The organism is Methylobacterium ajmalii (assembly GCF_036448855.1).
GTDB lineage: Bacteria > Pseudomonadota > Alphaproteobacteria > Rhizobiales > Beijerinckiaceae > Methylobacterium > Methylobacterium ajmalii.
The window spans coordinates 50863-76488 of the sequence record NZ_JAZFXT010000051.1; the positions used below are offsets into that span (position 1 = coordinate 50863).

Sequence of the window (25626 nt, forward strand, 5' to 3'; positions counted from 1 at the left end):
TCCGGAAGCCATCAGCACCTGCAATCCCGGCTAAGTGCTTGATTTTAATTGGTCGGAGCGAGAGGATTCGAACCTCCGACCCCTAGTCCCCCAGACTAGTGCGCTAACCGGGCTGCGCTACGCTCCGACGCCCCGAGAGGGCGAGCGGGGTATTAGCGCCGTGCTCGGTCCGGCGCAAGCCCCTTCCGCGCGGTCGGCCGGCCGGCGAGGGCGTCGGGGGCGCGGTGGTCGGGGGAAACGCCGTCGATCAGGACGACGACGCCGTCGGAATGCGCCGTGCGCAGGGGCAGGATGGCCCGGTAGGCGGGGGACTCGTACCAGGCCCGGGCCGCGGCCCGGTCCGGGAAGGCGATGACGACGAGATCGCCGGCGAAGTCGCCTTCGAGCGGCTCGGGGCGGGCGCCGTGGATGAGGAAGCGGCCGCCGAACGGGGCGAGGGTGGCGTCGATGCCCGCGAGATAGGTCGCGATCGCAGGGCCGAGCGCGACATCGCGCAGGTGGGCGACGGCATAGGCGGGAACGCTCATGGATCGGTCTCCGTCGAGGGGGCGGTCCGCGCCGGGCCGTGCGGCGGGGCGAGCCGGTGGAGAAGGGCGGCGGTCTCGGGATCGGCGGGGAAGAAGGCCTCGAGGGCGAGCTCCGCCAGGGTGATGTCGACGGGCGTGCCGAACACCGTGGTGGTCGACAGGAGCGAGAGCCGGCCCGCCGGGACGGCGAGGACGAGGGGCACCGCCACCCCGCCGCCGTCGCAGGAAGCGGCGTGCGAAGGGACGTCCGGCGGGGCGGGATAGGCGGCGAGCTCGTCGGCGAGCCGGGCGAGGACCGGATCGCCGCTGGCGGCGACCTGCTGGCGCAGGCGATCGAGGAGGTGGGCGCGCCATGCGCGGAGGTTGAGGATGCGCGGCGCCAGCCCGCCGGGATGCAGGCTCAGGCGCAGCACGTTCACCGGCCCGGCGAGGAGGGCGGGGTCGACGCCGTCGAGGAGGGGCGCCACGGCGGCGTTGGCGGCGATCAGGGTCCAGTGGCGGTCGACCGCCAGCGCCGGGTAGGGGGCGTGGCCGTCGAGGATCCGCGCCACCGCCCGGCGGGCCGGGGCGAGGGCCGGGTCGTCGAGGGAGCGCGCGGCGAAGACCGGGGCGTTGCCGGCGGCGACGAGCAGGGCGTTGCGCTCGCGCAGGGGGATGCCGAGGCGCTCGGCGAGGCGCAGCAGCATCGCCCGGCTCGGCCGGGCGCGGCCGCTCTCGAGGCAGCTCAGGTGACGCTGGGAGATCTCGGCCTCCAGCGCCAGGTCGAGCTGGCTCAGGTGCCGGCGCCGGCGCCAGATCCGCAGGATGTCGCCCGGCGGACCGGCGGGCGCGGGGATCACCGGCGCGGCCCTCAGGCCGGCACCCGGTCGAGGAAGCCGGTCACCTCGGCGAGGCGGCCGTCGTCGAGGATGGCGAAGTCCGTGCCCTCGACCACGCCCTCGCCCCCCTCGGGCGCCCGCGCCCAGGAGAAGCGGAGGCGGTCGCCGTAGCCGTCGGGCCGGCCGGCGAGGCGGAAGCGCAGGCCGGGAAAGCGCGCCTGCACGGCGCCGATCAGGGCGTCGAGGCCGTCATGGCCCTCGCCGGCCATGAGGGGGTCGCGGTAGCGGGCATCCTCGGTGAAGGTCGCGGCGAGGAGCGCGCGGCGGCGGGCCGGGTCGGTCTCGTTCCAGGTCTCGAGGTAGCGGGCGGCGAGGGCGGCGGGATCGGTCATCGGAGCGTCCTTCCGGGTGGGTGCCGGACGAGAATGGACGCGGGCCGGGGGGCACGTCGATGACCTGCCGGGTCATCATCGGAGGACCCGGCAGGTCCGCAGCCAAGTCATCGCAGGCAGGTCACCGCCGGACGGCCCGTCGGGTCGTCGCGCTACTCAGTCACGATCACCCGGTTGGGCAGCTCGTCGGTGTCGCCGGGTCGCGGCGGGGCGGCCGCGGCCAGGATGACGCCGGTGGCCTCCACCGTCCGCTCCAGGCCGTCCGCCAGGGCGTCGCGGCGCAGGGCCGCCACGAGGTCGGCGAGGACCGCCTGCCAGGCCTCCGGGGCGGGGCCGATCCCGACATCCGTCACCACGTCGGCGTAGCGCTCGGCCAGCGCCACGTAGATCAGCACGCCGGTGCGACCGCTCGTGCCGGCCAGCCCCCGGGCCTCGAACTCGTGCCGGGCGGCGGCGCGGGCGCGGGCGCGGCGCAGCGGCCGGGGCAGGGCACGGGGCAGGCGCGCCCGGACCGGGCCCGCCGCGAGGCTCACGAGGAGCGCCAGGGCCGCGACGAGCTGGACCAGGAAGATCCGGGTGGCGGAGAGGCCGGTGAGCCCGATCAGCGGCCAGGGCACGATGAGCGCGCCCGCCAGCGCCAGCGCCGGAGGCAGGCTGCGGTAGGCCCCGGAGCGGGCCGCCACCATCACGACGATCTCGCCCGCCGTGCCGCGCTCGGCCTGCGCCACCGCGGCGGCGATGCGGGCGCGCTCCGCCTCGTTCAGGATCCCCGCCATCACCAATCTCCCGAGGCGCCGCCGCCGCCCGACGAGCCGCCCCCGCCCGAGAAGCCGCCGTCACCGAAGCCGCCGCCGAAGCCACCCCCGGCCCCGCCGCCGAACCCGCCGCCGAACCCGCCCTGGCCCGGCACGACGATCCAGCCGCCGCCGGTGCGGCGATGCGGCCGGCCGGGGCCGCCGCGTCCCCCGGCGAGGAGCCGGACGAGCACGAACCCGACCAGCACGAGCAGGATCACGACCAGCACCGGATCGAGGCCGCCGCCGGAATCCTCGCGCACCTCGGCCCGGCGCTGCCACTCGGCGGCGTCGCCCGAGAGGATGCCCAGGATCCCGTCGACGCCCGCCCGGATGCCGCCGGGAAAATCCCCGGCCTTGAACTTCGGTGCCACGGCGCTGGCGATGATCACCTTCGACAGGGCGTCCGTCAGCGCGCCCTCGAGGCCGTAGCCGACCTCGATCCGCACCTTGCGCTCGGAGGGGGCGACGAGGAACAGGACGCCGTTGTTGCGCGCCCTGGTGCCGAGGCCCCAGGCGCGAAACAGGCGGTTGGAGAAGTCCTCGACCGAGGTGCCCTGGAGCGAGGGCACGGTGGCGACCACGACCTGGTCGGTGGTCTTGTCCTCGTGCGCCTTGAGCGTCGCGGCGAGCGCCTCCCGCTCCTCCGGCCGCAGCAGGCCGGCCCCGTCGACGACCCGGCCGGTGAGCGGCGGCAGGTCGAGGGCCGACGCCGCCCCCGCCCAGAGGAGCCCCGCCCACAGGACCAGCAGGACGGCGAGGGGGCCGGCGCCCGGGACTCGGCGCATCGCCCTAGAACTTCACGTTCGGCGGGCGGCTGGCATCCGGCGTGGCGGTGAAGGCCTCCATCGGTTTCGCGTCCGGGTAGAGGGTGGAGGCGATCCAGCGGCCCGGGACGGTGCGGATCTCGGTGTTGTAGGCCTGCACCGCCTGGATGTAGTCGCGCCGCGCCACCGCGATGCGGTTCTCCGTGCCCTCGAGCTGCGATTGCAGGGCGAGGAAGTTGGCGTTCGACTTCAGGTCGGGATAGCGCTCGACGGTGACGAGGAGACGGCCGAGCGCCCCGGAGAGCTGGTTCTGGGCGTCCTGGAACTCGCGGAACTTCTGCGGGTCGCTCACCGTCGCGGCATCGACCTTGACCGAACTCGCCTTGGCGCGGGCCTCGGTGACCTGCACCAGCACGTCCTTCTCCTGCTGGGCGTAGCCCTTCACGGTCTCGACGAGGTTGGGGATCAGGTCGGCCCGGCGCTGGTACTGGTTCTGCACCTCGCCCCAGCGCGACTTGGCGGCTTCCTCCAGGGTCGGAACCCGGTTGATCGCGTCGCAGGCCGACAGGGAGGTGGCGAGGGCGAGCGCCACGACGACGAGGCGCAGGCGGCCGAGGAGGGAGGCGGTCATGGCGGCGGCGGGGCTCCGGGTCCGGGGCGGCGCCTCGACGGCGCCGCGAGCGTTGCCGTGTCGCAGATAGGCGGCGCCCCGCCGCAATCCAGCGCCCCCCGGAACGCGAAACGGCCCCGGCGCGGGCGCCGGGGCCGTGGAGTCCGTCGGGACCGGGATCGGGGCGTCAGGCCGCCCGGATCGCCTGCAGGAAGCGGTCGACCTGGCCCTTCACCGCCATCGACTGGGCCGAGAGGCTGCGGGCGGCGTCGAGGACCTGGCCGGCGGCGTGGCCGGTCTCGCTCGCCGAGGCCGTGACCTGGCCGATGTTGCTCGAGACCTCCTGGGTGCCGCGGGCGGCCTCGCCGATGGTGCGGGAGATCTCGTTGGTGGTGGCGGTCTGCTCGGTCACCGTGGCGGCGATGACGCCGGAGATCTCGTTGACCGACACGATGGTCTCGCCGATCTGGCGGATCGCCCCGGCGGCGTGGCCGGCCGCGCCCTGGATCCGGGCGATCTGGCTCGCGATCGCGTCGGTGGCCCGGGTGGTCTGGCCGGCGAGTTCCTTGACCTCGGCCGCGACGACCGCGAAGCCGCGGCCCGCCTCGCCGGCCCGCGCCGCCTCGATGGTGGCGTTGAGCGCGAGCAGGTTGGTCTGGGAGGCGATGGCCGAGATCATGGTGACGGCGGTGCCGATCTCGTCGGCGGCGCGGGCGAGGTCGCCCATCGCGGTGCCGGTCGAGTCGGCCTCCCGCCGGGCGAGGCCCGCCACCTCGTTGGAGCGCAGCACCTGCCGCTCGATCTCCTGGAGCGAGGCGACCAGCTCCTCGGCGGCGACCGCCACGGTCTGGACGTTGGTGGCGGTCTCCTCGGAGGCCGCGCTCACCGCGACGGCGCGCTGGTTGGTGCCCTCCGCCACGCCGGTCATCGCGTGGGCGGTGGCGTCGAGCTGGGTGGCGGCGGCGGCGACGACGTCCAGGGATGCGACGATGTCGGCCTCGAAGCCGCGCACCAGGCGGTCGACGGCGGCGACGCGCCGGTCGCGGTCGGACTGGTCGGCGAGCGCGCGGGCCTCCATCTCCTGGCGTGCCACCGCGTTGGCGCGGAACACGTCGACCGCCTTGGCCATGTCGCCCATCTCGTCGACGGCGTCGCGGGAGGGTACGTCGACCGCGAGGTCGCCCTGCGCCAGCCGGGTCATCGCCCCTGTCATGCCGCGGATCGGCCCGATGATGCCGCGGGCGATGAGCAGCGCCAGGCCGAAGCCGAGGGCGACCGCGGCGCCGATCAGCCCGATCAGCAGCGCCTGCGCGGTGGCGGCGGCGCTGGTGGTCGAGGCGGCGATCACGTCGACGGCGGCCTCGATCGAGCTCCGGGCGGATTCGCCGGCCTTCTCGATCGCGGCGAATTTCGGCTGGAAGCCCTGCTCGTAGAGGGCGGCGCTGCCGGTGAGCGCGGTCGCGGTCGCCTCGAAATGCTCCTTGTAGAAGGCCAGCGCCTGGCGCACCGCCGCGATCGGCTTGGCGTAGGCGTTGAGCACGTCCTGGTCGGCGAGCGCCTTGAGGGCGGCCTCGGCGTTGCGGGTGTTGGTCGCGAAGGTCGTCGGACCGGCCGCGTCCTGCACCGCGAGGAAGCGCCAGTTGGCGACGCGCACCAGCAGCATCGCCGATTCGACCGCGGCGGCGCGCAGCACCTCGGCACCGGTGCCGTTCGCCCGCACCTCGGCGACGAGGGCGCCGGAGGCCTTCGTCAGCGCGTCGCCGCCGGTGAAGAGCTTGGCCTTGCTGTCCTGGATGAGCGTTCCGAGCCGCCCAAGCTGGGTCACGTCGCCGGCGAGACCCCGGGCATTCGCCAGGATGGTGCCGTAGAGGACCTTGCGCTCGGGCGAGATCGCGGTGCGCTCGAGATCGGCGCTGGTCTCGTCGATCCGGGAGAGCGCCGCCTCCATCGACTTCAGGCTCTCGGGGGCCTGGGTGAACCGGTACTTCTGGGCCTGGCTCGCGAGCTGGTTGGTGAGGCTGTTGACCGAGAAGACCCGGAGCGCGACGTGCTCCAGCTTGGCCCGCTCCTCGTAGCGCGCGCCGGTGCCGCTGCTGCTGCTCAGGGCGTAGACGCCCAGGCCCGCCGACAGCGCCACTAGAATTCCAAAGCCGCCGTAGAGGCGCGTGCGAATACCCGTCTTCACGAGCGACATCTCCTGATCCGACGGCGACTCTTGACGGTTATTCGTTGCGGCATGGTTAATTGCGAATGAGCGAATACAATTCAAACGGCCGGCCGGGGCCGGCCGGGGCACGCCATGTCTGTCGCGGGTGCGCCGCGGCGGGGGCGAGACCGGTTTGGCGGAACGCCGCGGCGCGGCTATGCCTTCGCGGCGCAACGACGGCGATTCGGACGAGGGGACATGGCGCGGCGGGCGGCGAAGAGGGAGAAGCCCGGGCGGGAGACGCCGGATCGAGAGGGGCCGGATCACGGGACGCCCGCGGGCCCGGGCGGGGAGGGCGCACCCGACGCCGCTCCGGCGGCCGTCCCGTGGCGGGAGGGGCGCAACGCCGCCGCCCGGGCGCGGCTGGAGAAGTCGCTGCCGGCGGTCTTCCCGGTCCCGGTGCTGCGCCACGCCCTCGCCCGGCCGCTGGTGCCGCCGACGCCGCGCCTCGCGGTCGAGAGCTACTGGCGCCACCACATCCTGCGGGCCGACCGGCTGGCGCGGGCGCTCGCGGCGCGCTCGGGCCAGCCCGAGGGCTGGACCTGGCGGCTCGGCACCGCGAGCCCCGAGGCCGCGAGCCCGCGCAAGGGCGGCCGCGGATCCGGCACGGCCGGCGAGGACCTGTCCGAGAAGGGGCTGCCGTTCAGCTTCCGGATGCCGCCGGCACCGTTCCGCGAGGGGCCGCACGCCCTTGGCAAGGGGCATTGCTGCGTCTGCGGCCAGCCGGTCTACCGCTTCGGCTGGCACCGCGACCTGTGGGGCACGGGCGCGCCCAACCGCAACGCCGCCTGGCACGCCGCCTGCGTCGCCGCCTGGAAGTTCTGGATCGCGCCGGCCGACCACGTGAAGGAACTGAAGCGCCGCCAGGGCCATCGCTGCGCCCAGTCCGGCAAGCGCCTGCTGCGCACCGCCGAAATCGACCATCGGGTGCCGCTCTACCGGATCTGGCGGGAGGAGCGGGCGCGGCCCTGGCCCGGGCTCCTGGCCTATTGGGGCGTGCCGAACCTCCAGGTGGTCAACCGGGCGATCCACGCCGACAAGTGCGCTGCCGAGGCCGGGGAGCGGGCGAGCGTCCGGCGGGCGGGGGGCGCGCCGGACGAGCCGTTCGGTCCGGCCGCCCTCGACCTCGTCCTGTCGGGGGATCCCCTCTCCGGTCCGGGAGAGGGGTAGACGCCGCGTGCGGGAGCGCCCTCAGCGCGGAACGATGTGCAGCCCGTCGTCCGGCAGCAGGTTGCGGGCGGGACCGCCGGTCTGCTGGCCGCCGCCCTGCTGGTAGGCGGGCAGCTCGGGGCGGCGGTCGTTGTCGCCACCGGTGTCGTAGACCCAGGGGGCGGACCAGGGCGCGCGGCCGCCGACGGTGCCGGTGGCGTCGATGTCGCGCGGGCCGTAGCGGTAGGGGGCCGGCTGGGCGGACGCCGCCAGGGTGGTCGCCACCAGGGCGGCCGGGATCAGGAGGGAGCGGAGGTGGCGCATCGGCGTCCTTTCCGAAGGGCGTGGCGGCCGCCGGGAGCGGCCGGGTTGCCGGGACAACGGCCAGGCTGGCCCTGCCGTTCCGGCACGGCAGGGGTCCCGACCCTGCGGCCGCTCCGGTTAAGGCTTCCTGGCCTGCGCCGCCCCTCAGCCACGGTGCAGCTTGGCGTAGCGCTTGAGCACCCGCTCGCGCTTGAGGCGCGACAGGCGCTCGATCCAGAACAGGCCGTCGAGCTGGTCGATCTCGTGCTGCAGGCAGGCGGCGGCGAATCCCTCCTCCTCGACCTCGTGCGCGGTGCCGTCGAGGTCGCGCCAGCGCACCCGCACCCGGGCCGGGCGCTCGATCTCCTCGTCGACGCCGGGCATCGAGACGCTGCCCTCGCGGTGGCGTGCGGTCTCGGGCGAGGCCCAGACCAGCTCCGGGTTGACGTAGGTGCGCGGCGTCAGCTCGAGCCCGGCCCGGATCACCGTCAGCCTCACGGGCACCCCGATATGCGGGCCGGTGAGGCCGAGCGCCGAGACCGCCCGCAGGGTGTCGAGGAGGTCGTCGGCGATCGTCCGCAACGCGGCGTCGAAGGCCGCGACCGGGGGCGCGGCGAGGCGCAGGCGCGGATCGGGATAGAGCACCAGGGGGCGGACGGGCATCGGGAGGCCTTGAGCGGATTTCGCGAGTGTGGACGCCGGTTTGCGGCGAAAATCTGCAGCCAGGTAAGAACTCGAGCGGACGAGGCGTGGGCTTGGCCCACGCCAGTCCGCCCAGCACGTCCGCTCAGCGGGTGTGGAACGAGGCCGGCCACAGCCCGGCCCGCTCGATGCCGACCACCAGCACCACCACGGCGAGGGCCATCGCGAGGGCGACCAGCAGGTTGCGGCCCGGCACGCCCCGGGCGATCAGCACGAGCACCAGCAACAGGGAGATGACCGAGACGGCGATGTCCATGGGGTTCCTCACGGCAGGGTGCGGGCTCGAAGCGCGGCGTCGGGGCGGGGCGGGGCGGTCCTGCGTCAAGCCGGAGGCCGGCCCGCCGTTCCGGCGCAAGACCGGTCCGGCGCAGCGTCCGGTGCCTGACCGATCCGTAATCTTCGATCCACCGGCCCGACAGGCCCGCCGACCATAATGGCTCCATCGACCGGCCGCGAGCGCGGCCTCCGCCACACGGAGCCAGAGACCCCGATGTCCAACACCCCCGAGACCGCCCCGACCTCCCGCTTCCACCGCAAGGCCCTCGCCTCCGTGGCGGCCGTCACCCTGGTGGCCACCGGGGCGCTCGGCACCGCGTTCCTGCCCCCGAGCAGCCCGGCCTATGCCCAGGCCCTGCCGCAGACCCCGATCACCACCGCCGAGCACCCGCCGGGCAGCTTCGCGCCGATCGTCAACCGGGTGAAGCCGGGCGTGGTCTCGGTGAAGGTGAAGCTGAAGGACGACGCCTCGGACGACGAGGAGGGCGGCGGCCAGCAGAACCTCCAGAACGTGCCGCCGCAGCTGCGCGAGTTCTTCCGCCGCTTCGGCGAGGGCGGCCCCGGCGGCATGGGCGGCGGCTTGGGCGGCGGCATGCAGCGCCCGCAGCGTCACGGCGGCGGCGCGGCGCAGGGGTCGGGCTTCTTCATCTCGGCCGACGGCTACGTGGTCACCAACAACCACGTCGTGAACAACGCCAAGTCGGTCGAGGTCACGCTCGACGACGGCCGCACCCTGCCGGCCAAGATCATCGGCACCGATCCGAAGACCGACCTGGCGCTCCTCAAGGTCACCGACGGGGCGCCCTTCCCCTACGTGAAGCTCGCCCACGGCGCGCCGCAGGTCGGCGACTGGGTCGTGGCGATCGGCAACCCGTTCGGCTTGGGCGGCACCGTCACCGCCGGCATCGTCTCGGCCCGCGGCCGCGACATCGGCGCCGGCCCCTACGACGACTTCCTGCAGATCGACGCGCCGATCAACAAGGGCAATTCCGGCGGGCCGACCTTCGACGTCAAGGGTGAGGTCGTGGGCGTGAACACCGCGATCGCCTCGCCGTCCGGCGGCAACGTGGGCCTCGCCTTCGCGATCCCGTCCGAGACGGTGCAGGCGGTGGTCGACCAGCTGCGCGCCGACGGCAAGGTCGCCCGCGGCTATCTCGGCCTGCAGATCCAGCCGGTGACGAAGGACATCGCCGACAGCCTCGGCCTCGACAAGGCCAAGGGCGCCCTGGTCAACAGCGCCCAGGACGGCACGCCCGCCGCCAAGGCGGGCCTGAAGTCCGGCGACGTGGTCCAGTCGGTCAACGGCGAGCCGGTGAGCGACGCCCGCGAGCTGTCCCGCAGGATCGCCTCGCTGAAGCCCGGCACCAAGGTGGATCTCGCCTATGTCCGCAACGGCAAGGCCGAGACCGCCCAGGTGACCCTCGGCACGCTGCCGAACGACACCAAGGTGGCGAGCGCCGACGACCGCGGCGGGCGCCGCGGCGACAGCCAGCCGCGGCTCGGCCTCGAGCTCGCTCCGGCGGGCCAGGTCGGCGCCGGCAGCGAGGGCGTCGCGGTGGTGAGCGTCGATCCCGACGGCCCGGCGGCGGCCAAGGGCATCCAGGAGGGCGACGTCATCCTCGACGTCGGCGGCCAGCCGGTCTCGAGCCTGTCCGACGTCGCCTCCCGCATCCGCGCCGCGGAGACCGACGGCCGCAAGGCGGTGCTGATGCGGATCAAGAACGACAAGGGCACCCGCTTCGTGGCGATCGGGCTGTCCGCGTCCAAGAACGGCTAAAGTTCCAGAACGGCCAAGGCCCCTCGGGGCCGACATCCAGGCGCCGGCCCCGGGAGGGGCCGGCGCGTCCGCGTGCGGGGGCGACGCCGCCCCGCGCGGGATGGCCCCGGGATACGGGCCGTCAGCGCCCCCAGCGCAGGACCGCCGCGTCGAGGCTGCGGGCGATCTCGATCAGCCCGGCCCGGGTCGCCGGGTGGGGCAGCTCCAGGGGAGCGCGCACGGCGTCCGAGCGGATGATGCCGCCCTCCTTCATCAGGATCTTGGCCGCGGCGAGCCCGGTCTGGCGATTCTCGTAGTTGATGAGCGGCAGCCAGCGGCCGTAGGCCTGCACCGCCTCGTCGCGCCGCCCGGCGAGGTAGGGATCGAGGATCCGGCGGATTCCGTCCGGGTAGCCGCCGCCGGTCATCGCACCCGTCGCGCCGGCATCGAGGTCGGCCAGCAGCGTGATCGCCTCCTCGCCGTCCCAGGGTCCCTCGATCGCGTCGCCGCCGAGTTCGAGCAGGGTCCGCAGCTTGGCCGCGGCCTGCGCCGTCTCGATCTTGAAGTACGAGACGTTGGCGACCTCGCGGGCGAGCCGCGCCAGGAAGGCGGCGGACAGCGTGGTGCCGGAGACCGGCGCGTCCTGGATCATGATCGGGATCGAGATCGCGTCGGAGACCGCCTGGAAGAACCGCTCGATTCCCGCCTCGGTCACCCGGATCGTCGCCCCGTGATAGGGCGGCATGATCATCACCATGGCGGCGCCCAGATCCTGCGCCCGGCGCGAGCGCTCGGCGCAGATATGGGTCGCGAAATGGGTCGTCGTGACGATCACCGGCACCCGGCCGGCGACGTGCGCGAGCACCGCCGTCATCACCGCGTCGCGCTCGGCATCGGTGAGGACGAACTGCTCGGAGAAGTTGGCGAGGATGCACAGGCCGTGCGAGCCGGCCTCGATCATGAAGTCGATCGCCCGGCGCTGGCCATCGAGGTCGAGGGTGCCGTCCTCGTGGAAGATCGTCGGGGCGACGGGGAAGACGCCGCGATAGGGGCGCGGCGCGGGGGTCGTCTCTCGGGTGGACGTCGCTTCTCGTGTGGACATGGCGTTTCCTCCGGGGCTCGGTCAGGCTGCGGCGCCGTGGCGGCGCAGGCCGTTGTGGATGACGCGGCGGACGGCCTCGGCCGCGCCCGCGGGATCGCGGTCGGCGATGGCCGCCACGATGGCGGCGTGGGCGGTAAGCGTGGCCTCGCGCTCCGCCGCCTCGACGGGGGCGCTGAGCTGGAACGAGGCGCGCAACGCCACCTCGATCACCCCGCCGATCGATCGCATGAACGGGTTGCCGGAGGCGACCGCGATCGCGACGTGCAGCGCGAGGTCGCCCTCGGCGAAGCCGGCGGAATCGGAGGCCTCGTCGCGCATCCGCGCGAGGCCCGCTTCCAGGGCGACGAGGTCGGCCGGGCCCCGGCGCTCGGCGGCCAAAGCCGCCGCCGCCGGCTCGACGGCGAGGCGGATCTCCGCGAGATCGCGCAGGAAGCGCCGGTCGATGCCGGCCTCCAGGTGCCAGGCCAGCACGTCGGCGTCGAACATGTTCCAGGCCGCGCGCTCGCGCACCACCGTGCCGACCCGGGCCTTGGTGGTCAAAAGCCCCTTGGCGGCGAGCGTCTTGACGCTCTCGCGCAGGACCGGGCGCGACACCCCGAAGGCGGCGAGCAGCTCGCCGTCCCCGGGCAGCCGGGCCCCCGCCGGGTAGCGGCCGGCGATAATCGCGGTGCCCAGGCGGCGCGCCACCTCGGCGTGGTTCGACCGGGCGCGCCCGGCCGGGATCACCACCAGCCCGCCCGCGGCGCCGGAGGGAACGCCGCCGGGCTTGTTGGAGCCGGACAGGACGAAGGGTGCGCGCATCCGTGGCCGGGCTCGTGCGAGGCGGCGCCCCCGCGGCGCCGGCCGGCCCGTTACAGCACGGGGTCGACCGGCTGAAAAGTCATACTGTTTGACTTTTCGCTCCGTCGACGGTCACGACCCGGCGGCCTCGCGCGCCTCCGACACCGCCTCGGCGGCCTCCCGCCGGTCGTCGGCATCGGCCGCCGGGGGTTCCTGCACCGCTTCGGCGCGTGCGTCGCGGCACAGCTCGATCAGGATCGGGAAGTGGTCGGAGCCGACATGCTCCAGCCGCTCCAGCCGGGCGAGCAGGAAGTGCTCGGAGAAGAAGACGTGGTCGAGGGGCCAGCGCAGGATCGGCCAGCCGGCGTGAAAGGTCGGATAGGCGCCGCGCCCGACCCGCGGGTCGAGGAGGCCGCCGATGGCCTGGAACAGCCCCGTGGTGCGCGACCAGGCGACGTCGTTGAGGTCGCCCGCCACCACCGTGGCGCCGCCCTCGCGCGCGACCTCGCGGGCGACCAGCACCAGTTCGCCGTCCCGGGTCGCGCTGCTGTTGCCCGGATGGGGCGGGCGCGGATGCACGCCGTGGAAGGTGAAGCGCTCGCCCGACGGCAGGGTGACCCCGGCGCGCACCGAGGGCACGTCGTCCTCGATCAGGAACCGCACCCGGAGGTCGTCGAGGGGCAGGCGCGAGTAGAGCATCAGCCCGTAGGTGTTGTCCTGCGCCTGGTCGACCCCGTGGGGGTAGCGCGCCCGGAGCGGCGAGAGCGCGTCGCGCCAGCCGGCATCGGTCTCGAGCGCCAGGACCATGTCGGGGTCGTGGCGCTCCACCACCCGCAGCAGCCGGTCGTAGGCCCGGTTCGACTGCAGCACGTTGACGATCAGGATGGCGACGCGGCGCTCCCGCGCGGCGTCCGCCGGGGCGGCCTTGGCGGTCGGCCGCGCCAGGCGGGTGAAGGGCAGGATGTGGCGCAGCTGCAGGCCGAGCGCGGCCAAGAGCCCGGCCCCGAGGGCGAGCGAGACGGCATCGTGCCCGGCCGCCACCAGCAGGACCAGGACCGGCAGGATCGCGCTCGCGATCTGGAAGCGCGGGAAGTCGAAGGTGCGCACAAGCCCGGCGCGGCTGCGCCAGAACGGCAGCAGCGTCGCGGCGACGAGGAGCGCCGCCAGGATCTGCGCGACGAGGGACAGGGTCGAGACCGGCACGCGTGCGTTTCCCCCCCGCGGCGTTTTCCGCCGCACCGGGGGACGAGATAGGTCGCGTCCGCCCCGGCGTCACCCGGGGGCGCGACAAGGATCAGGCGCTCGCCAGCGGGTGGAGGTCGCGCACCATCTGCTTCAGGCGCTCGTCGAGGACGTGGGTGTAGATCTGCGTCGTCGAGATGTCGGCGTGGCCCAGCAGCTCCTGCACCACCCGGAGGTCGGCGCCGTTCTGCAGGAGGTGGCTGGCGAAGGCGTGGCGCAGGACGTGCGGGCTGATCTTGTCGGTGCGCAGGCCGGCGGCGGCGGCCACCGCCTTCAGGTCGCGGGCGAAGGCCTGGCGGGTGATGTGGCCGGTCTCGCTGTCGGCGGGAAACAGCCAGGGGCCGGGGGCCGTCAGGGTGGCGAGGTGGGCCGCCATGGCGGAGCGCGCCACCTCGGTCAGCGGCACCAGGCGCTCGCGCCCGCCCTTGCCGCGCACCACCAGGAACCGCTCCTTGGTGGACCCCGCCGCCCGCGGCAGGGCGACCAGCTCGGAGACGCGCAGGCCCGTGGCGTAGAGAAGCTCGATCAGGCAGTGCATCCGCCCGGCCCGGGCCGCCTCGGCGGGGTTCGGCGCCTTGGCGGCGGCCTCCTTGGCGACGGCGAGCAGCCGGTCGACCTCGGCCACCGAGAGTACCTTGGGCAGGCCGCGGCCGCGCTTGGGCCCCGAGACCGGGGCGGTGGGATCGCCCTCGGTCAGGCCCTCCGCATAGAGGAAGCGGTGGAAGCCGCGCACGCAGGACAGCCGGCGCGCCGCCGAGGTGCTCTTGAGGCCGCGCGCCTCCAGCTCGGCGAGGTAGGCCCGGATGCCCGCGGGCTCGACGGCGCCGGGATCGAGGCGCAGGCCCGCCAGGTGGCCGAGATAGTCGTCGAGATCGCGCCGGTAGGCCGCAAGCGTGTTGGCGGCGGCCCCCCGCTCGGCGGCCAGCATGTCGAGATAGGCGTGCATCAGGCCCTGGGGGCCCAGGGTGCTCATATCCCGCCGCTCATTTCGGCTGCAGCTTGGCGTTGGGGATCGTGACGGAGATCTCGCGCGGGGTCGGCTCGACGAAGGTGGCGAGGGCGAACATCGCCGCGAAGGCGATCCCGGCCAGGACGGCCACCACGACGAGGAAGCGGAAGAGGGTCGGCACGTCGGACGGGCCCCGGGATACGCGTGGCAACGAGCGGCGCGGACCGGAGCCAGCCGCCACCTTGGCCGTCGGTTCGACCACGCGCCGCCCCGCGAGGCAAGGCCGGGCCCCGTGCTGCAGCGCGGAATGCCGGCGGCTGTTGCGCGGGTGCCGAAGCGGACGCAGAGGCACCGGCGAAGCGCGTGGTTTTTCCCCGATATCCGCCGTTTCGCCCTGCGCGAAAAACAGGCTAAAGAACGCCGCATGAGCCAGCGCCCCCCTCATGAGCCATCGATCGAGTCGCGCGTGCGCCGAGGCCTCGGCCTGCGCTCGATCGTGCTGGTCGGCCTCATGGGCGCGGGCAAGAGCACCGTCGGCAAGCGCCTGGCGGGCCGCCTCGGCCTGATCTTCAAGGACGCCGACCACGAGATCGAGGCCGCGGCCGGCCTGACCATCCCGGACATCTTCGCCATCTACGGCGAGCCGAGCTTCCGCGACGGCGAGGAGCGGGTGATCGCCCGCCTGCTGCGCGAGGGGCCGATGGTGCTCGCCACCGGCGGCGGCGCCTTCATGCGGCCCGAGACCCGCCAGCGCATCGGCGAGGCCGGGGTCTCGGTCTGGCTCAAGGCCGATCTCGACGTGCTGATGCGCCGGGTGCGCAAGCGGCCGGGCCGGCCGCTGCTCCAGAACGAGGATCCCGAGGGCACGATGCGGCGGCTGATGGACCTGCGCCATCCCGTCTATGGCGGGGCCGACGTGATGGTGGTCTCCCGCGAGGTCTCGCACGACCGGGTGGTGCAGGACGTGCTGGAAGCCCTCGACGCCCACATGCTGGGCGACCCGGCGGACGGCTATGCCGGCGGCGCGGCGGGCGATCCCACGGGCTCGCCGCCCGAGACCGGCGGGGAGCCCGAGACCGCCGGGCACAGCTTCGCCGCCCATTGAACCGCTCGACGACGGACGACGCCGTGACCGCGCAGATTGAGACCGTTCACGTCCCCCTCGACGGGGGCCGGGCCTACGACATCCTGGTCGGACGCGGCCTGCTCGCGGGGATCGGCGCCCGCGTCGCCGCGCTCAAGGCCCGGGCCGTCGCGGTGGTGAGCGACGAGACCGTGGCGGCGGAGTACGGCGCGGCCGTCACCGACGCGCTCGCCGGGGCGGGCTTGCGCACGGCGCTCATCGCGGTGACGCCCGGCGAGGGCTCGAAGAGCTACGCGGGCTTCGCCCAGGTCTGCGACGGGCTGATCGGCCACCGGATCGAGCGCGGCGACCTCGTGCTGGCGCTCGGCGGCGGCGTCGTCGGCGACCTCGCGGGCTTCGCGGCGGCTTCGCTGCGCCGGGGCGTTCGCTTCGTGCAGGCACCGACCAGCCTGCTCGCCCAGGTCGATTCCTCGGTCGGCGGCAAGACCGGCATCAACTCGCCCCACGGCAAGAACCTCGTCGGCGCCTTCCACCAGCCGAGCCTCGTCATCGCCGACACCGCGACCCTCGACACCCTGCCGCTGCGCGAGCTGCGCGCCGGCTACGCCGAGGTGGCGAAGTACGGGCTGATCGACGACCCCGAGTTCTTCGCCTGGTGTGAGGCGAACCTCGCCGAGATCTATGCCGGGGGACCTGCGCGCGAGACGGCGGTGGCCTCCTGCTGCCGGGCCAAGGCCGGGGTGGTGGTGCGCGACGAGCGCGAGGACGGCGAGCGGGCGCTGCTCAACCTCGGCCACACCTTCGCGCACGCCCTCGAGCGCCTGACCGGCTACAAGGCGGCGCGCCTCGTCCACGGCGAGGCGGTGGCGATCGGCCTGTGCCTCGCCTTCCGGTTCTCCGCCCGGCTCGGCCTGTGCCCGGGCCAGGATGCCGGCCGCGTCGCCAACCACCTGGCGCTCGCCGGCCTGCCGACGCGGCTCGATCAGGTCCCGGGCGGAAGCGGCGATGCCGACCAGCTCCTCGACGCGATGCGCCAGGACAAGAAGGTCCGCGACGGCGCCCTGACCTTCATCCTGGCCCGCGGCATCGGCCAGAGCTTCATCGCCCCCGGCATCGAGGCCGGGGCGGTGCGGGAGTTCCTGGTGGACGAGCTGCGCGGCTGACGGGGGCATCCGGTCTCGACACGGTCCGGGGGCGTCCCGGGCCGCCGAGGCGGAGCCCGGGATCCGACCCGCGGATCGGTGCGGATTATGGCCGAACGCCGGTCGCCTCGTCCGGGAAGCGGCCGGGCCCCGCGACGGGACCCGGGATGGGGCCGTCAGGCCCGCCGCGCCATCAGCCGCTCGACCAGCGAGCCGCCCTGGTTCAGCTCGTCGAGCTCGTCGGCGAGCACCGTCACGGTCTCGCGGATCTGCTCGGGCGTGTGCTCGGAGGTGATGAAGAAGCGCAGGCGCGACGAGCGCTCCGGCACCGCCGGGTGGATGATCGGCTGCACGTTGATGCCGCGCTGGAACAGCCGGTCGGACAGGGTCACGGCCTTGAGCGAGTCGCCGAGGATCACCGGCACCACGGCGAGGCCGAGGCTGGTGCCGACATCGAGGCCGCGCTCGCGGGCACAGGCGAGGAACAGGGAACCGTTGCGGCGCAGCCGCGCGACCCGCTCCGGCTCGCGCCGCATCAGCGCCAGCGAGGCGGTGGCGGCGGCGGCGAGCGGCGGCGAGAGGCCGACCGAGTAGACGAAGCCGCCCGCGGTGCACTTCAGGAGCTCGATGAGCGCGCCGGCTCCCGCGACGTAGCCGCCGCAGGACGAGAGCGTCTTCGACAGCGTGCCCATCCAGATGTCGACGCTGCCGGGGGGCACGTCGCAATGCTCGTGCAGGCCGTGGCCGTCCTTACCGAGCACGCCGAGGCCGTGGGCGTCGTCGACCATCAGCCAAGCGCCGTAGCGCTCCTTGAGGGCGACGAAGCCGGCGAGGTCGGGGGCGTCCCCGTCCATGCTGTAGAGGCCCTCGATCACGATCAGCGCCCGGCGGTGCTCGTGACGCGTCGCGTGCAGGAGCGACTCGAGGGCCTGGAGGTCGTTATGGGCGAAGCTGCGGCGCTGGGCGCCCGACAGCTGCGCGCCGGTGACCACCGAATTGTGGATCAGGGTGTCGTGGTAGATCACGTCGCCGGGCTCGAGCAGCGCCGCGATGGTGGCGACGTTGGTGGCGTGCCCGCTCACCATGACCACGCAGGCCTCGGTGCCGTAATGGGCGGCCAGCGCCTTCTCGAGGACGAGGTGGCCCGGGCGCTCGCCGGCGACGATCCGGCTCGCCGAGGCCGAGGTGCCGTAGGTCGACAGCGCGGCCTGCGCCGCCGCGTTCACCTCCGGATGGCCGTTGAGCCCGAGATAGTCGTAGGACGAGAAGTTGGTGAAGGTCCGCCCGTCGATCTGCGTCGTCGCGCCGGCCTTGGCGTCGTGGACGCGAAAGAACGGATTGCCGAGGCCGATCAGGTCGGCGGCGGAGCGCTGGAGCTTCAGCTCCTTGTAGGCCGGCAGGCTGTCGAAGCTCTGGGCCTGCGCGAGCGCGGGCTTGGGCTCCGGCCGGGCCGGGGCGGGGCGGACGGGAGCCTTGCCGAGGCGGGCGGCGACGAAGCCCGCCAGGGCCTCGCGCCCGCCCGCGCCATGGGAGGATCCGCTGCTCATTGGGTGATGACCTTGATGTCCTGGCTGTTCTTCTCGACCAGCGCCTGGAGGGATTGCAGCGCCTCGGCATCGGCCGACTCGACCCCGCCGTGGCGCTGCGACAGGCTGACCACCGCCGCCGCGCTCTCGTCGACCGGGGCCGCCACCGACTGGATCAGGGTGTCGGCGAGTTCGGTCACGGTCTGGCCGCTCGACACGCCCGACGGCGGCGCGTCGAGGCCGAAGCGCTCCTGCAGGCTCGCGCCGAGCTCGACGCCCATCAGCGAGTCGAGGCCGATCTCGGAGAGCTGGCGCACCCGGCTGATGTCGTCCTTGGGCAGGCGCAGGATCCGGGCGATGTCCTCCACGATGGCGTCCGCCACCGTCTTGCGGACGTCGTCGAGGTCGTGGGCGCGCAACAGGCCCGGGATGCTGATCGCGACCGCGCCGCCGGCCTCCGCCTGCTGCTCGGAACCGAGGCTGGCATAGCTCGGGGAGCGCAGGGTGGCGAGGCGCTCGCGCGCCTTGCCCCAGTGCATCGACGCGATGGCGATCACCCCGTCGTCGGAAGCGCCGCCCTGCACGCCCAGCGCCTCGGCCATCAGGTCGAGGGACTTGCGGGCATCGACCGGGGTCACGCCGACGCGGCCGGCCAGCGTCTCCATCACCGCCTTGTTGCGGGCGAGCACGCCGACATCGCCGATGGCGCCCCAGGCCACCGCCAGGGCCGGAAGGCCGAGGCGGCGGCGCTGGCGGGCCAGCCCCTCCATGAAGCCGTTGGCGGCGACGTAGGAGCCCTGGCCCGGATTGCCGATGAAGGTCGTGGCCGAGGAGAACAGCACGAAGTAGTCGAGCGCCCGGTCGCGGGTGAGCGCGTCGAGGTGACCGGCGCCGATCACCTTCGGGGCGATCACCGCTTCGAGGGCGGCCGGATCGAGGTTGGCGATCAGGCCGTCCTGCAGCACCATCGCGCCGTGGATGATGCCGGCGAGCTTCACCCCCTTGGCCTCGACGCGATCCAGCAGGCGCTGGACCGAGGCACGGTCGGCGATGTCGCAGGACTCGACCTGCACCGACACGCCGCGGGCCTTCAGCTCGGCGATCGTCGAGAGCGCGGGCTCGCCGGACGGCGCCTTGCGGCCGACGAGCGCGATGTGGCGCGCGCCCCGGTCGGCGAGCCAGCGCGCCGCCTCGATGCCGAAGCCCCCGAGCCCCCCGGTGACGAGGTGGACGCGGTCGGTGGCGACCACGAAGGGCTTGCCCGTCTCGGCCGGGATCGTGCCGGCCTTCGGCGGCGCGATCACGATCTTACCGACGTGACCCGATTGCTGCATCAGCCGGAAGGCGTCCGAGACCTCTTCCGCCGCGAAGGGCTGGTAGGGCAGCGCCTTCAGGCTGCCGTCGGTGAAGAGCGCCATCACCTCGCGGAACAGTCGCTTGCCCTCGTCGGGCTGGAACTGGAGCAGCTGGTCGAGGTCGACGCCGAAGTAGGACAGGTTCCGGCGGAACGGCCGCAGGCCGATATGGGTGTTGGCGACGTAGTCGCGCTTGCCCAGCTCGACGAAGCGCCCGAAGGGCTTGAGCGAGTTGAGGCTGCGCTCCATCGCCTCGCCGAACAGGCTGTTGAGCACCACGTCGACGCCGTCGCCGGTGATGCGGCGGATGTCGTCGACGAAGGCGAGCGAGCGGGAATCGAGCACGTGCTCGGCGCCCAGCGCCTTGACCAGCGCCCGCTTCTCGTTCGAGCCCGCGGTGGCGATGACCCGGGCGCCGCGCATCCGGGCGATCTGGAGCGCCGCGAGGCCGACGCCGCCGGCGCCGCCATGGACCAGCACCCACTCGCCGGCCTTGAGGCGGGCGAGCGTCACCAGGCCGTAGAAGGCCGTGAGGAAGGCGACCGGCGTGGTGGCGGCCGCCTCGGACGACAGCCCCTCGGGGGCGGCCGCCACGACCATCTCGGGCACCACGATGTGGGTGGCAAAGCCCGACTGGGCGAAGGCCACAACCCGGTCCCCGGGCTTGAACGCGGTCACGCCCGCACCGACCGCCGCGACGCGGCCGGCGCATTCGAGGCCGAGCCGCGGGCCGGCGAAGCCGTCCTCCAGGATCTCCTCGGGCAGCATCGACAGGGCCCAGAGCACGTCGCGGAAGTTGAGGCCGGTGGCCTCGACCGCGATCTCGATCTGGCCGGCACCCGGGGCGGCCCGCTCGGCCGGGCCCCAGTGCATCTCGTTGAGGCCGCCGGTGGTGCTGCGCTCGAGGCGCGCGGCGGGAGCCGCGGCGCCGGAGCGGCGGACGGGCCGCGCCCCTTGCGCGAAGCGCACCACCCGGGTGGCGGCGTCGTCGACCACGATCTCGGTCTCGTGCGTGCCCGACAGGATCAGGTCGCGCAGGCGCTCGGCGGCGCGCTTCGAGGAGATCGACGGCGAGAGGTCGATGCGGCGCACGTCGAGGGAGGCGACCTCGTTGGCGAGGGTGCGGGTGAAGGCCCACACCCCGGCCTCGACGCTGCAGGCCGGCCCGCCGCGGTCGCGGGTGGCACCGGGGCAGACGACCCAGAGCCGGGTCTGGCGGGTGCCGAGATGCTCGACGCAGCGCTTGAGCCCGAGGCAGCGCTCGCGCAGCCGCTCGGCCGCCTCGCCGCCGCGGTTGAAGGCGCCGGCGAGGTAGACGACCGTGTCGGGGGTCTCGCGCTCCAATTCGCGCAGCGACGCCTCGGAATCGAGGATGATCGAGACGTGGACCCCGCCCGCGACCAGGAGGGTGGCCAGCGAGGAGGCGGTCTCGGCCGCGAACTCGTCCTCGGAGCCGATGACGAAGGCGAAGGTCTGGCCGGCGGCGGCCTTCGGCCGGGGCGGGGCCTCGGCGAGCAGCAGCAGGTCGTTGCCGTTGCGGGTGACCGCCCGGTCGGCCGCGACCTTGACGAGGCCGACGGCGCTCAACGAGCGCTGCCAGCCCGCCACGTCGTCGAGGCGCCCGACCGGCAGGTTGCCGGCGACCTCGAACCAGCCGGCATCGAGGCCGAACACCATGTCGCGGAACAGCGAGGCGCCGGGCTCGACCGCCGCGAACAATCCGCCGGCCGCCAGCGACGCCGCGAGCGGGGTGAGGAGGTCGCGGGAGGCGCGGTGGAGCACGTCGCTCGCCAGCACGGCGTCGAAGGCGGCGAGACCGAGCTGCGCCGGATCCTCGACGATCGTGACGCCCGACGGCAGGGCGAGGCGGGCGCGCTCGGCGAGGCGCCGGTCGGCCTCGAACACCGTGAGGCGCGCCTCGTGCAGGCCGGCGAAGGTCGCGACCTGGGCCGAGAGCGGCCCGAACCCGACCTGGAGCAGGCGCAGCGCCCGGTCGCGCGGCAGCGCGGCGGCGCTGTCGTCGAGGAGCCGCATCACCGCGTCGGCCGAGGCCCGCACGGTGGCCCCGCGCAAGCAGAAGGCGTCGAGCGCCGCCTGCGGCAGGGAGGGAGCGTCGGAGAGGGTCCCGGCGAGGATGCGCGACACCACGGCGCCGAGATCGGCGCAGAGCAGGAGCTCGGCCGACAATTCGGGATGGTCGGCCGCGATCCAGCGCATGATCTCGTCGGTCGCCGGCAGCGTCACGTCGGCGCGCAGGCGCCAGCGGTCGTCGCCCGCGGACTCGGCCAGCCCGCTGACCTCGAGCGCCATGAGCTGGTTGACGAGCCAGGGACGCAAGGCTGCCGGCAGCCGGCGCGAGGCCGCGACGTCGACGATGCCGCCGACGGCGAGGCCGCGGGCGAGCCGGTCGGCGAGGGAGGTCGCCCAGCCTTCGAGCAGCATGTGGCCGGCGCCGAGCGCGGCATCGCCCTTGGCGGTGACCGCACCGGCTTGGCGCCGCACCAGGGCGGCGACCGCCGGCTGCGGCTCCAGCGCGATCGCGGTCGGCTCGGTGGCGAGCTCGGTGAACTGGCGGATCGCGAAGGCGTCGAGGTCGCCCCCGGCCTTCATCCGCAGGGCCTGGAACCGGCCCTCGCGCAAGGTGGCGATGACCTCGCCGGCCTCGTCCACCAGGGTGAAGTCGGCCAGGATGCTGCGCTCGTTGCAGCGCCGGGTGCGGATCACCGCCCGGGCGATGGCCGCGCCGGGGCGCACCAGCCGGATCTCGCCGAAGCGGATCGGCACGTAGGCCCGGGTCGCCGCCTCGCCGAGGAGGTCGGCGAAGAGCAGGATCAGGCCGTGGAAGCACGAATCGAGCCGCGCCGGCGCCAGGCCGTAGCGGGCCTCGGCGTGAGCCGGCTGCAGCTCGGAGACGATGGTGGCCTCGTCGAGCCGGGCCGAGCGGGCGACCTGGCGGAAGGACGGGCCGAAGCCGAGGCCCGACGCCCGGGCGCGGGCATAGAGCGCCTCGCCCTCGACCGTGGTCTCGGAGGGCAGGGCCGCGACCGCGAGGCGCGCCGGGGCCGGGGTCTCGCCCTCGACCAGCTTGGCGACGGCGTGGAGCTGCCAGGGCGCCTGGCTCAGGCGCGGCCGGGAGAGGATCTGCACCAGGTTGGCGCCCGGGGAGAACCGGGACAGCACCTCGCGCACGCCCTCCTCGGCGAAGACCATCGGCTGCTGGATCTCGAGGTCGGCGAGCGTCACGCCCTCGGAGCGCACGACCTCGCGGCCGACCGCCAGCGCCATCTCGGCGAAGCCCGCGCCGGGCAGGATCGCCTGGCCGTCGATGCGGTGGTCGTCGAGCTCGGGCACCGTCGCGACGTCGAGATGGGCCAGCCATTCCAGGCCGTCCGCGCCCTGGCGGGCGCCGATCAGCGGATGGTAGGGCCGGGCGCTCGCGGGGTTCACCGCCTCGGTGGTCTCCGGCAGGCGGAAGACCTTGCGCTGCCAGGGGTAGTGCGGCAGCGCCACGGCCCCGGCCGGGTCGGCCCCGAAGGCCACGGCCTCGTCGACCGCCGCGCCCGCGGCGAGCGCCGCGGCCAGCGCGCGCCGGAACGGGTCGGCAGCGAGCGTCTTCTTCGGCAGCACGCCGACGGTGGCGCCGTCGAGGCCGAGGGGCTCGAGGCAGTCGCCGATATGCGGCAGCAGGGTCGGGCGCGGGCCGACCTCGACGAAGATCCGGGCGCCGGCCTGCGCCGCGGCCTGGACCGCCGCGCTGAAGCGCACCGGCTCGCGGATGTTGCGCCACCAGTAGCCGGCATCGAAGGCGGTGCCGTCGAGCACGTCGCCGGTCACCGTCGAGGCCAGCGGCACGGTGCCGGGGGAGGGCGCGAGGCCGGCGAGGTCGCGGCGCAGCGGCGCCTCGATCGGGTCCATCAGGCGGCCGTGGAAGGCGTAGTCGAGGTCGAGCTTGCGGCCGCGGCGGCGCTTGCGCGCCAGCGCCTTCATGGCGGCGTCGATCATCGCGACGGGGCCCGCCACCGTCACGGCCTTCGGGCTGTTGAGGGCGGCGATGTCGAGCGCGGGATAGTCGACGAGGAAGGCCTCGACCTCCTCCACGGGGGCGAGCAGCACCGCCATGGTGCCGAGCCCGCGGGTCGCCTCCTGGTGCTTCGAGCGGTAGAAGATGACCTTCACCGCCTGCTCGAGGGTCAGGATGCCGGCGGCCTCCGCGGCGCCGATCTCACCGACCGAATGGCCGACGATCGCCGTCGGGGTGAGGCCGACGGCCTTCAGGGCGGCCGTGGAGGCGGCCTCGATGGCGAAGATCAGCGGCTGCGACACGCTGGTGAGCGCGAGCCGCGCCTCCAGGTCGTCGGCGAACAGCGCCTCCTTGAGCGACCAGCCGGCGAGCGGCCGGAACAGGGCGTCGGTCTCGTCGAAGCGGGCGCGGAAGACCGGGTTGAGGGCGTAGGCGTCCCGGCCCATCCCGGCCCACTGGCTGCCGTTGCCCGAATACACGAAGGCGACGCCGCCGGCACGCTCGACCGCGGTGGCGAGGGAGGCCGCGGGCGTCTCCTCGCCCTCGGCGATGGCCCGCAGCGCCTCGGTCACCGCCTCGGCGTCGAGGTCGCGCAGCGGGATCGCGGCGCGCACCGGCAGGCGCTCGCGGCGATGCGCGGCGGCGGCGGCGACGCGCGACACCTCGGCCGCGTCAGCCCCGTCGAGACGGGCGGCGTAGTCCTGGGCGAGATCGGCGAGCGCCGCCTTGGTCTGGGCCGAGACCAGCAGCACCTCGGGGGCGGGGTCCGACGCGGACGCCGACGGCGCGACGGGAGCCGGGTCGGTCAGGATGACGTGGGCGTTGGTGCCGCCGAAGCCGAACGAGTTGACGCCCGCGAAGCGCTCCGCGCCGGTGCGGGGCAGGGGGCGCAGGGCGCGGTTGACCGCGAGGTTCAGCTCGTCGAACGGGATCGCCGGGTTGAGCTCGGCGCTGTGCAGCGAGGGCGGCAGCAGGTCGTGCTCCAGCGCCAGGCTCGCCTTGAGCAGGCCGGCGAGGCCGGAGACCGGCTCGGTATGGCCGATATTTGTCTTGATCGAGCCGATCGGCAGCGGGGTCGAGCGGCCGCGGCCGAGCTTGCCGCCGATGGCGCCGGCCTCGATCGGGTCGCCGACCGGGGTGCCGGTGCCGTGGGCCTCCATGAAGGCGATCGCGTCGAGGGCGACCCCGGCCTCGCGGTAGATCTCTTCCAGCAGCGCGCCCTGCGCGTAGCCCGACGGCAGGGAGATGCCGGTGGTGCGCCCGTCCGAGTTGACCTTCGAGGCGGCGATCACGCCGCGCACGGTCGCGCCGTTGCGGGCGGCGGCCTCGGCCGATTGCAGCACCAGGACGACGCCGCCCTCGGCCCGCACGTAGCCGTCGGCGCTGGCCGAGAAGGCCTGGCACAGGCCGGTGCGCGACAGCATCGAGGCGTTCGAGAACGACACGAAGTTGAACGGGCTGACCAGCAGGTTGACGCCCGCCACCACCGCCGTGTCGATCCGCCCCGAGGCGATCGCCGAGACCGCGGCGTCCAGCGCGACGAGGGACGACGAGCAGGCAGTGTCGAGGGTGAAGCTCGGCCCCTTCAGGTCGAAGATGTAGGAGATGCGGTTCGAGAGGATCGACAGGGTGTTGCCGGTCGCCGCGTAGGCGTCGCCCGAGGCGGTGTCGAGCACCCGCAGGTTGCCGTAATCGAGCGAGGAGGCGCCCACGAACACGCCGATCGGGCTGCCGGCGACCGCCGACGGCCGCAGGCCCGCATTCTCCAGGGCCTCCCAGGTCAGCTCCAGCAGCAGGCGCTGCTGCGGGTCCATCTGCTCGGCCTCGCGGGGCGAGATGCCGAAGACCGACGGATCGAACGACCACGGATCGTCGATGACGCCGGCCGCCCAGGTGTAGCTCTTGCCGCGCTCCTGCGCCCGGGGGTGGCCCATGCGCTCCAGGGACCACCGGTCCTCCGGGATGCGCGAGACGGCGCACCGTCCCTCGACGAGCATCTGCCACAGGCTGTCGACGCCAGAGGCGCCCGGCAGCCGGCAGGACCGACCGATGATCGCGATGTCAGGACGCTGTATCACGTTCGCTTCGCACACGCTCATTTACGGAGGACGGGACGCGGCGGCGC

Annotated in this window: 21 protein-coding genes and 1 tRNA gene; 4 read left to right on the forward strand and 18 right to left on the reverse strand. The window is 74.1% G+C overall.

What is annotated here, in order from left to right; genetic code table 11:
* Positions 1-49 precede the first annotated feature (49 nt).
* The 8 genes from V3T34_RS21005 to V3T34_RS21040 form a co-directional block, all read right to left on the reverse strand.
* Positions 50-127: transfer RNA gene (locus tag V3T34_RS21005), tRNA-Pro, on the reverse strand.
* A 25-nt stretch (positions 128-152) separates the two neighbouring features.
* Positions 153-527, reverse strand: coding sequence for a DUF1330 domain-containing protein (locus tag V3T34_RS21010; protein WP_305077954.1), 375 nt, complete (start codon positions 525-527; stop codon positions 153-155).
* Positions 524-1363 carry a helix-turn-helix domain-containing protein gene (locus tag V3T34_RS21015; protein ID WP_305077989.1) on the reverse strand — a complete coding sequence of 280 codons (840 nt, stop codon included), beginning with the start codon at positions 1361-1363 and terminating at the stop codon, positions 524-526. The genes V3T34_RS21010 and V3T34_RS21015 overlap by 4 nt, the downstream gene beginning before the upstream one ends.
* Positions 1364-1377: 14 nt before the next feature.
* Positions 1378-1737, reverse strand: a complete 360-nt coding sequence (locus V3T34_RS21020; protein ID WP_305077953.1) for a nuclear transport factor 2 family protein — start codon at positions 1735-1737, stop codon at positions 1378-1380.
* Positions 1738-1889: 152 nt separating this feature from the next.
* Positions 1890-2513: a hypothetical protein gene (locus V3T34_RS21025; RefSeq protein WP_305077952.1), complete on the reverse strand. Its 624-nt coding sequence runs from the start codon at positions 2511-2513 to the stop codon at positions 1890-1892.
* Complete coding sequence (locus tag V3T34_RS21030; RefSeq protein WP_060846013.1) at positions 2513-3319, reverse strand: TPM domain-containing protein; 807 nt, start codon at positions 3317-3319, stop codon at positions 2513-2515. Before V3T34_RS21030 ends, V3T34_RS21025 begins: the two co-directional genes overlap by 1 nt.
* 4 nt (positions 3320-3323) lie before the next feature.
* Positions 3324-3929, reverse strand: a complete 606-nt coding sequence (locus tag V3T34_RS21035; RefSeq protein ID WP_060846014.1) for a LemA family protein — start codon at positions 3927-3929, stop codon at positions 3324-3326.
* A gap of 166 nt (positions 3930-4095) precedes the next feature.
* Positions 4096-6093 carry a methyl-accepting chemotaxis protein gene (locus V3T34_RS21040; protein ID WP_331369276.1) on the reverse strand — a complete coding sequence of 666 codons (1998 nt, stop codon included), beginning with the start codon at positions 6091-6093 and terminating at the stop codon, positions 4096-4098.
* Between the two features lie 219 nt (positions 6094-6312).
* Between V3T34_RS21040 and V3T34_RS21045 the strand changes: the two genes are divergently transcribed.
* Positions 6313-7284: a hypothetical protein gene (locus V3T34_RS21045; RefSeq protein WP_244533459.1), complete on the forward strand. Its 972-nt coding sequence runs from the start codon at positions 6313-6315 to the stop codon at positions 7282-7284.
* Positions 7285-7305: 21 nt separating this feature from the next.
* Here V3T34_RS21045 and V3T34_RS21050 read toward each other — a convergent pair whose 3' ends face one another.
* The 3 genes from V3T34_RS21050 to V3T34_RS21060 all read right to left on the reverse strand — a co-directional run bounded on the left by V3T34_RS21050 (position 7306) and on the right by V3T34_RS21060 (position 8524).
* A complete protein-coding gene (locus tag V3T34_RS21050) occupies positions 7306-7587 on the reverse strand; it encodes a hypothetical protein (protein WP_060846015.1) in 282 nt (93 codons plus the stop codon).
* 144 nt (positions 7588-7731) lie between these two features.
* Positions 7732-8229: a peptide deformylase gene (locus V3T34_RS21055; RefSeq protein WP_305077950.1), complete on the reverse strand. Its 498-nt coding sequence runs from the start codon at positions 8227-8229 to the stop codon at positions 7732-7734.
* 124 nt (positions 8230-8353) lie between these two features.
* Entirely contained in the window at positions 8354-8524 is a 171-nt protein-coding gene (locus V3T34_RS21060; protein ID WP_167349665.1) for a hypothetical protein, read from the reverse strand.
* A gap of 234 nt (positions 8525-8758) precedes the next feature.
* Between V3T34_RS21060 and V3T34_RS21065 the strand changes: the two genes are divergently transcribed.
* Entirely contained in the window at positions 8759-10321 is a 1563-nt protein-coding gene (locus tag V3T34_RS21065) for a Do family serine endopeptidase (protein ID WP_091889739.1), read from the forward strand.
* A 121-nt stretch (positions 10322-10442) separates the two neighbouring features.
* On the opposite strand, the gene V3T34_RS21070 is transcribed toward V3T34_RS21065, so the two are convergent.
* From V3T34_RS21070 to V3T34_RS21090, 5 genes are all read right to left on the reverse strand, one after another.
* Positions 10443-11402, reverse strand: a complete 960-nt coding sequence (locus V3T34_RS21070; RefSeq protein ID WP_305077949.1) for a dihydrodipicolinate synthase family protein — start codon at positions 11400-11402, stop codon at positions 10443-10445.
* Positions 11403-11423: 21 nt separating this feature from the next.
* Positions 11424-12203: a FadR/GntR family transcriptional regulator gene (locus V3T34_RS21075; RefSeq protein WP_331369277.1), complete on the reverse strand. Its 780-nt coding sequence runs from the start codon at positions 12201-12203 to the stop codon at positions 11424-11426.
* A 111-nt stretch (positions 12204-12314) separates the two neighbouring features.
* Positions 12315-13385: an endonuclease/exonuclease/phosphatase family protein gene (locus V3T34_RS21080; protein ID WP_331369278.1), complete on the reverse strand. Its 1071-nt coding sequence runs from the start codon at positions 13383-13385 to the stop codon at positions 12315-12317.
* A gap of 91 nt (positions 13386-13476) precedes the next feature.
* Positions 13477-14397, reverse strand: a complete 921-nt coding sequence (locus V3T34_RS21085) for a site-specific tyrosine recombinase XerD (RefSeq protein WP_305077946.1) — start codon at positions 14395-14397, stop codon at positions 13477-13479.
* Positions 14398-14407: 10 nt separating this feature from the next.
* Positions 14408-14554 carry a hypothetical protein gene (locus V3T34_RS21090; RefSeq protein ID WP_048426069.1) on the reverse strand — a complete coding sequence of 49 codons (147 nt, stop codon included), beginning with the start codon at positions 14552-14554 and terminating at the stop codon, positions 14408-14410.
* Positions 14555-14797: 243 nt separating this feature from the next.
* Here V3T34_RS21090 and V3T34_RS21095 point away from each other — a divergent pair, with 243 nt between their 5' ends.
* Together V3T34_RS21095 and aroB are read left to right on the forward strand one after the other, a co-directional pair.
* Positions 14798-15478, forward strand: coding sequence for a shikimate kinase (locus V3T34_RS21095; protein ID WP_082742408.1), 681 nt, complete (start codon positions 14798-14800; stop codon positions 15476-15478).
* A 23-nt stretch (positions 15479-15501) separates the two neighbouring features.
* Positions 15502-16620 (forward strand): 3-dehydroquinate synthase, encoded by a 1119-nt coding sequence (aroB, locus tag V3T34_RS21100; protein ID WP_305077944.1) that lies wholly within the window; start codon positions 15502-15504, stop codon positions 16618-16620.
* 155 nt (positions 16621-16775) lie between these two features.
* Here aroB and V3T34_RS21105 read toward each other — a convergent pair whose 3' ends face one another.
* Both V3T34_RS21105 and V3T34_RS21110 read right to left on the reverse strand, forming a co-directional pair.
* Positions 16776-18146 (reverse strand): aminotransferase class I/II-fold pyridoxal phosphate-dependent enzyme, encoded by a 1371-nt coding sequence (locus V3T34_RS21105; protein WP_091889652.1) that lies wholly within the window; start codon positions 18144-18146, stop codon positions 16776-16778.
* Positions 18143-25600 (reverse strand): SDR family NAD(P)-dependent oxidoreductase, encoded by a 7458-nt coding sequence (locus V3T34_RS21110; RefSeq protein WP_407942745.1) that lies wholly within the window; start codon positions 25598-25600, stop codon positions 18143-18145. Before V3T34_RS21110 ends, V3T34_RS21105 begins: the two co-directional genes overlap by 4 nt.
* Positions 25601-25626 lie beyond the last annotated feature (26 nt).

Coding starts and splice junctions, on each gene's coding strand:
- V3T34_RS21010 (WP_305077954.1), bottom strand. CDS start 527: ATGAGCGTTCCCGCCTATGCCGTCGCCCACCTGCGCGATGTCGCGCTC.
- V3T34_RS21020 (WP_305077953.1), bottom strand. CDS start 1,737: ATGACCGATCCCGCCGCCCTCGCCGCCCGCTACCTCGAGACCTGGAAC.
- V3T34_RS21025 (WP_305077952.1), bottom strand. CDS start 2,513: ATGGCGGGGATCCTGAACGAGGCGGAGCGCGCCCGCATCGCCGCCGCG.
- V3T34_RS21030 (WP_060846013.1), bottom strand. CDS start 3,319: ATGCGCCGAGTCCCGGGCGCCGGCCCCCTCGCCGTCCTGCTGGTCCTG.
- V3T34_RS21035 (WP_060846014.1), bottom strand. CDS start 3,929: ATGACCGCCTCCCTCCTCGGCCGCCTGCGCCTCGTCGTCGTGGCGCTC.
- V3T34_RS21045 (WP_244533459.1), top strand. CDS start 6,313: ATGGCGCGGCGGGCGGCGAAGAGGGAGAAGCCCGGGCGGGAGACGCCG.
- V3T34_RS21050 (WP_060846015.1), bottom strand. CDS start 7,587: ATGCGCCACCTCCGCTCCCTCCTGATCCCGGCCGCCCTGGTGGCGACC.
- V3T34_RS21055 (WP_305077950.1), bottom strand. CDS start 8,229: ATGCCCGTCCGCCCCCTGGTGCTCTATCCCGATCCGCGCCTGCGCCTC.
- V3T34_RS21060 (WP_167349665.1), bottom strand. CDS start 8,524: ATGGACATCGCCGTCTCGGTCATCTCCCTGTTGCTGGTGCTCGTGCTG.
- V3T34_RS21065 (WP_091889739.1), top strand. CDS start 8,759: ATGTCCAACACCCCCGAGACCGCCCCGACCTCCCGCTTCCACCGCAAG.
- V3T34_RS21070 (WP_305077949.1), bottom strand. CDS start 11,402: ATGTCCACACGAGAAGCGACGTCCACCCGAGAGACGACCCCCGCGCCG.
- V3T34_RS21075 (WP_331369277.1), bottom strand. CDS start 12,203: ATGCGCGCACCCTTCGTCCTGTCCGGCTCCAACAAGCCCGGCGGCGTT.
- V3T34_RS21085 (WP_305077946.1), bottom strand. CDS start 14,397: ATGAGCACCCTGGGCCCCCAGGGCCTGATGCACGCCTATCTCGACATG.
- V3T34_RS21095 (WP_082742408.1), top strand. CDS start 14,798: ATGAGCCAGCGCCCCCCTCATGAGCCATCGATCGAGTCGCGCGTGCGC.
- V3T34_RS21105 (WP_091889652.1), bottom strand. CDS start 18,146: ATGAGCAGCGGATCCTCCCATGGCGCGGGCGGGCGCGAGGCCCTGGCG.
- V3T34_RS21110 (WP_407942745.1), bottom strand. CDS start 25,600: ATGAGCGTGTGCGAAGCGAACGTGATACAGCGTCCTGACATCGCGATC.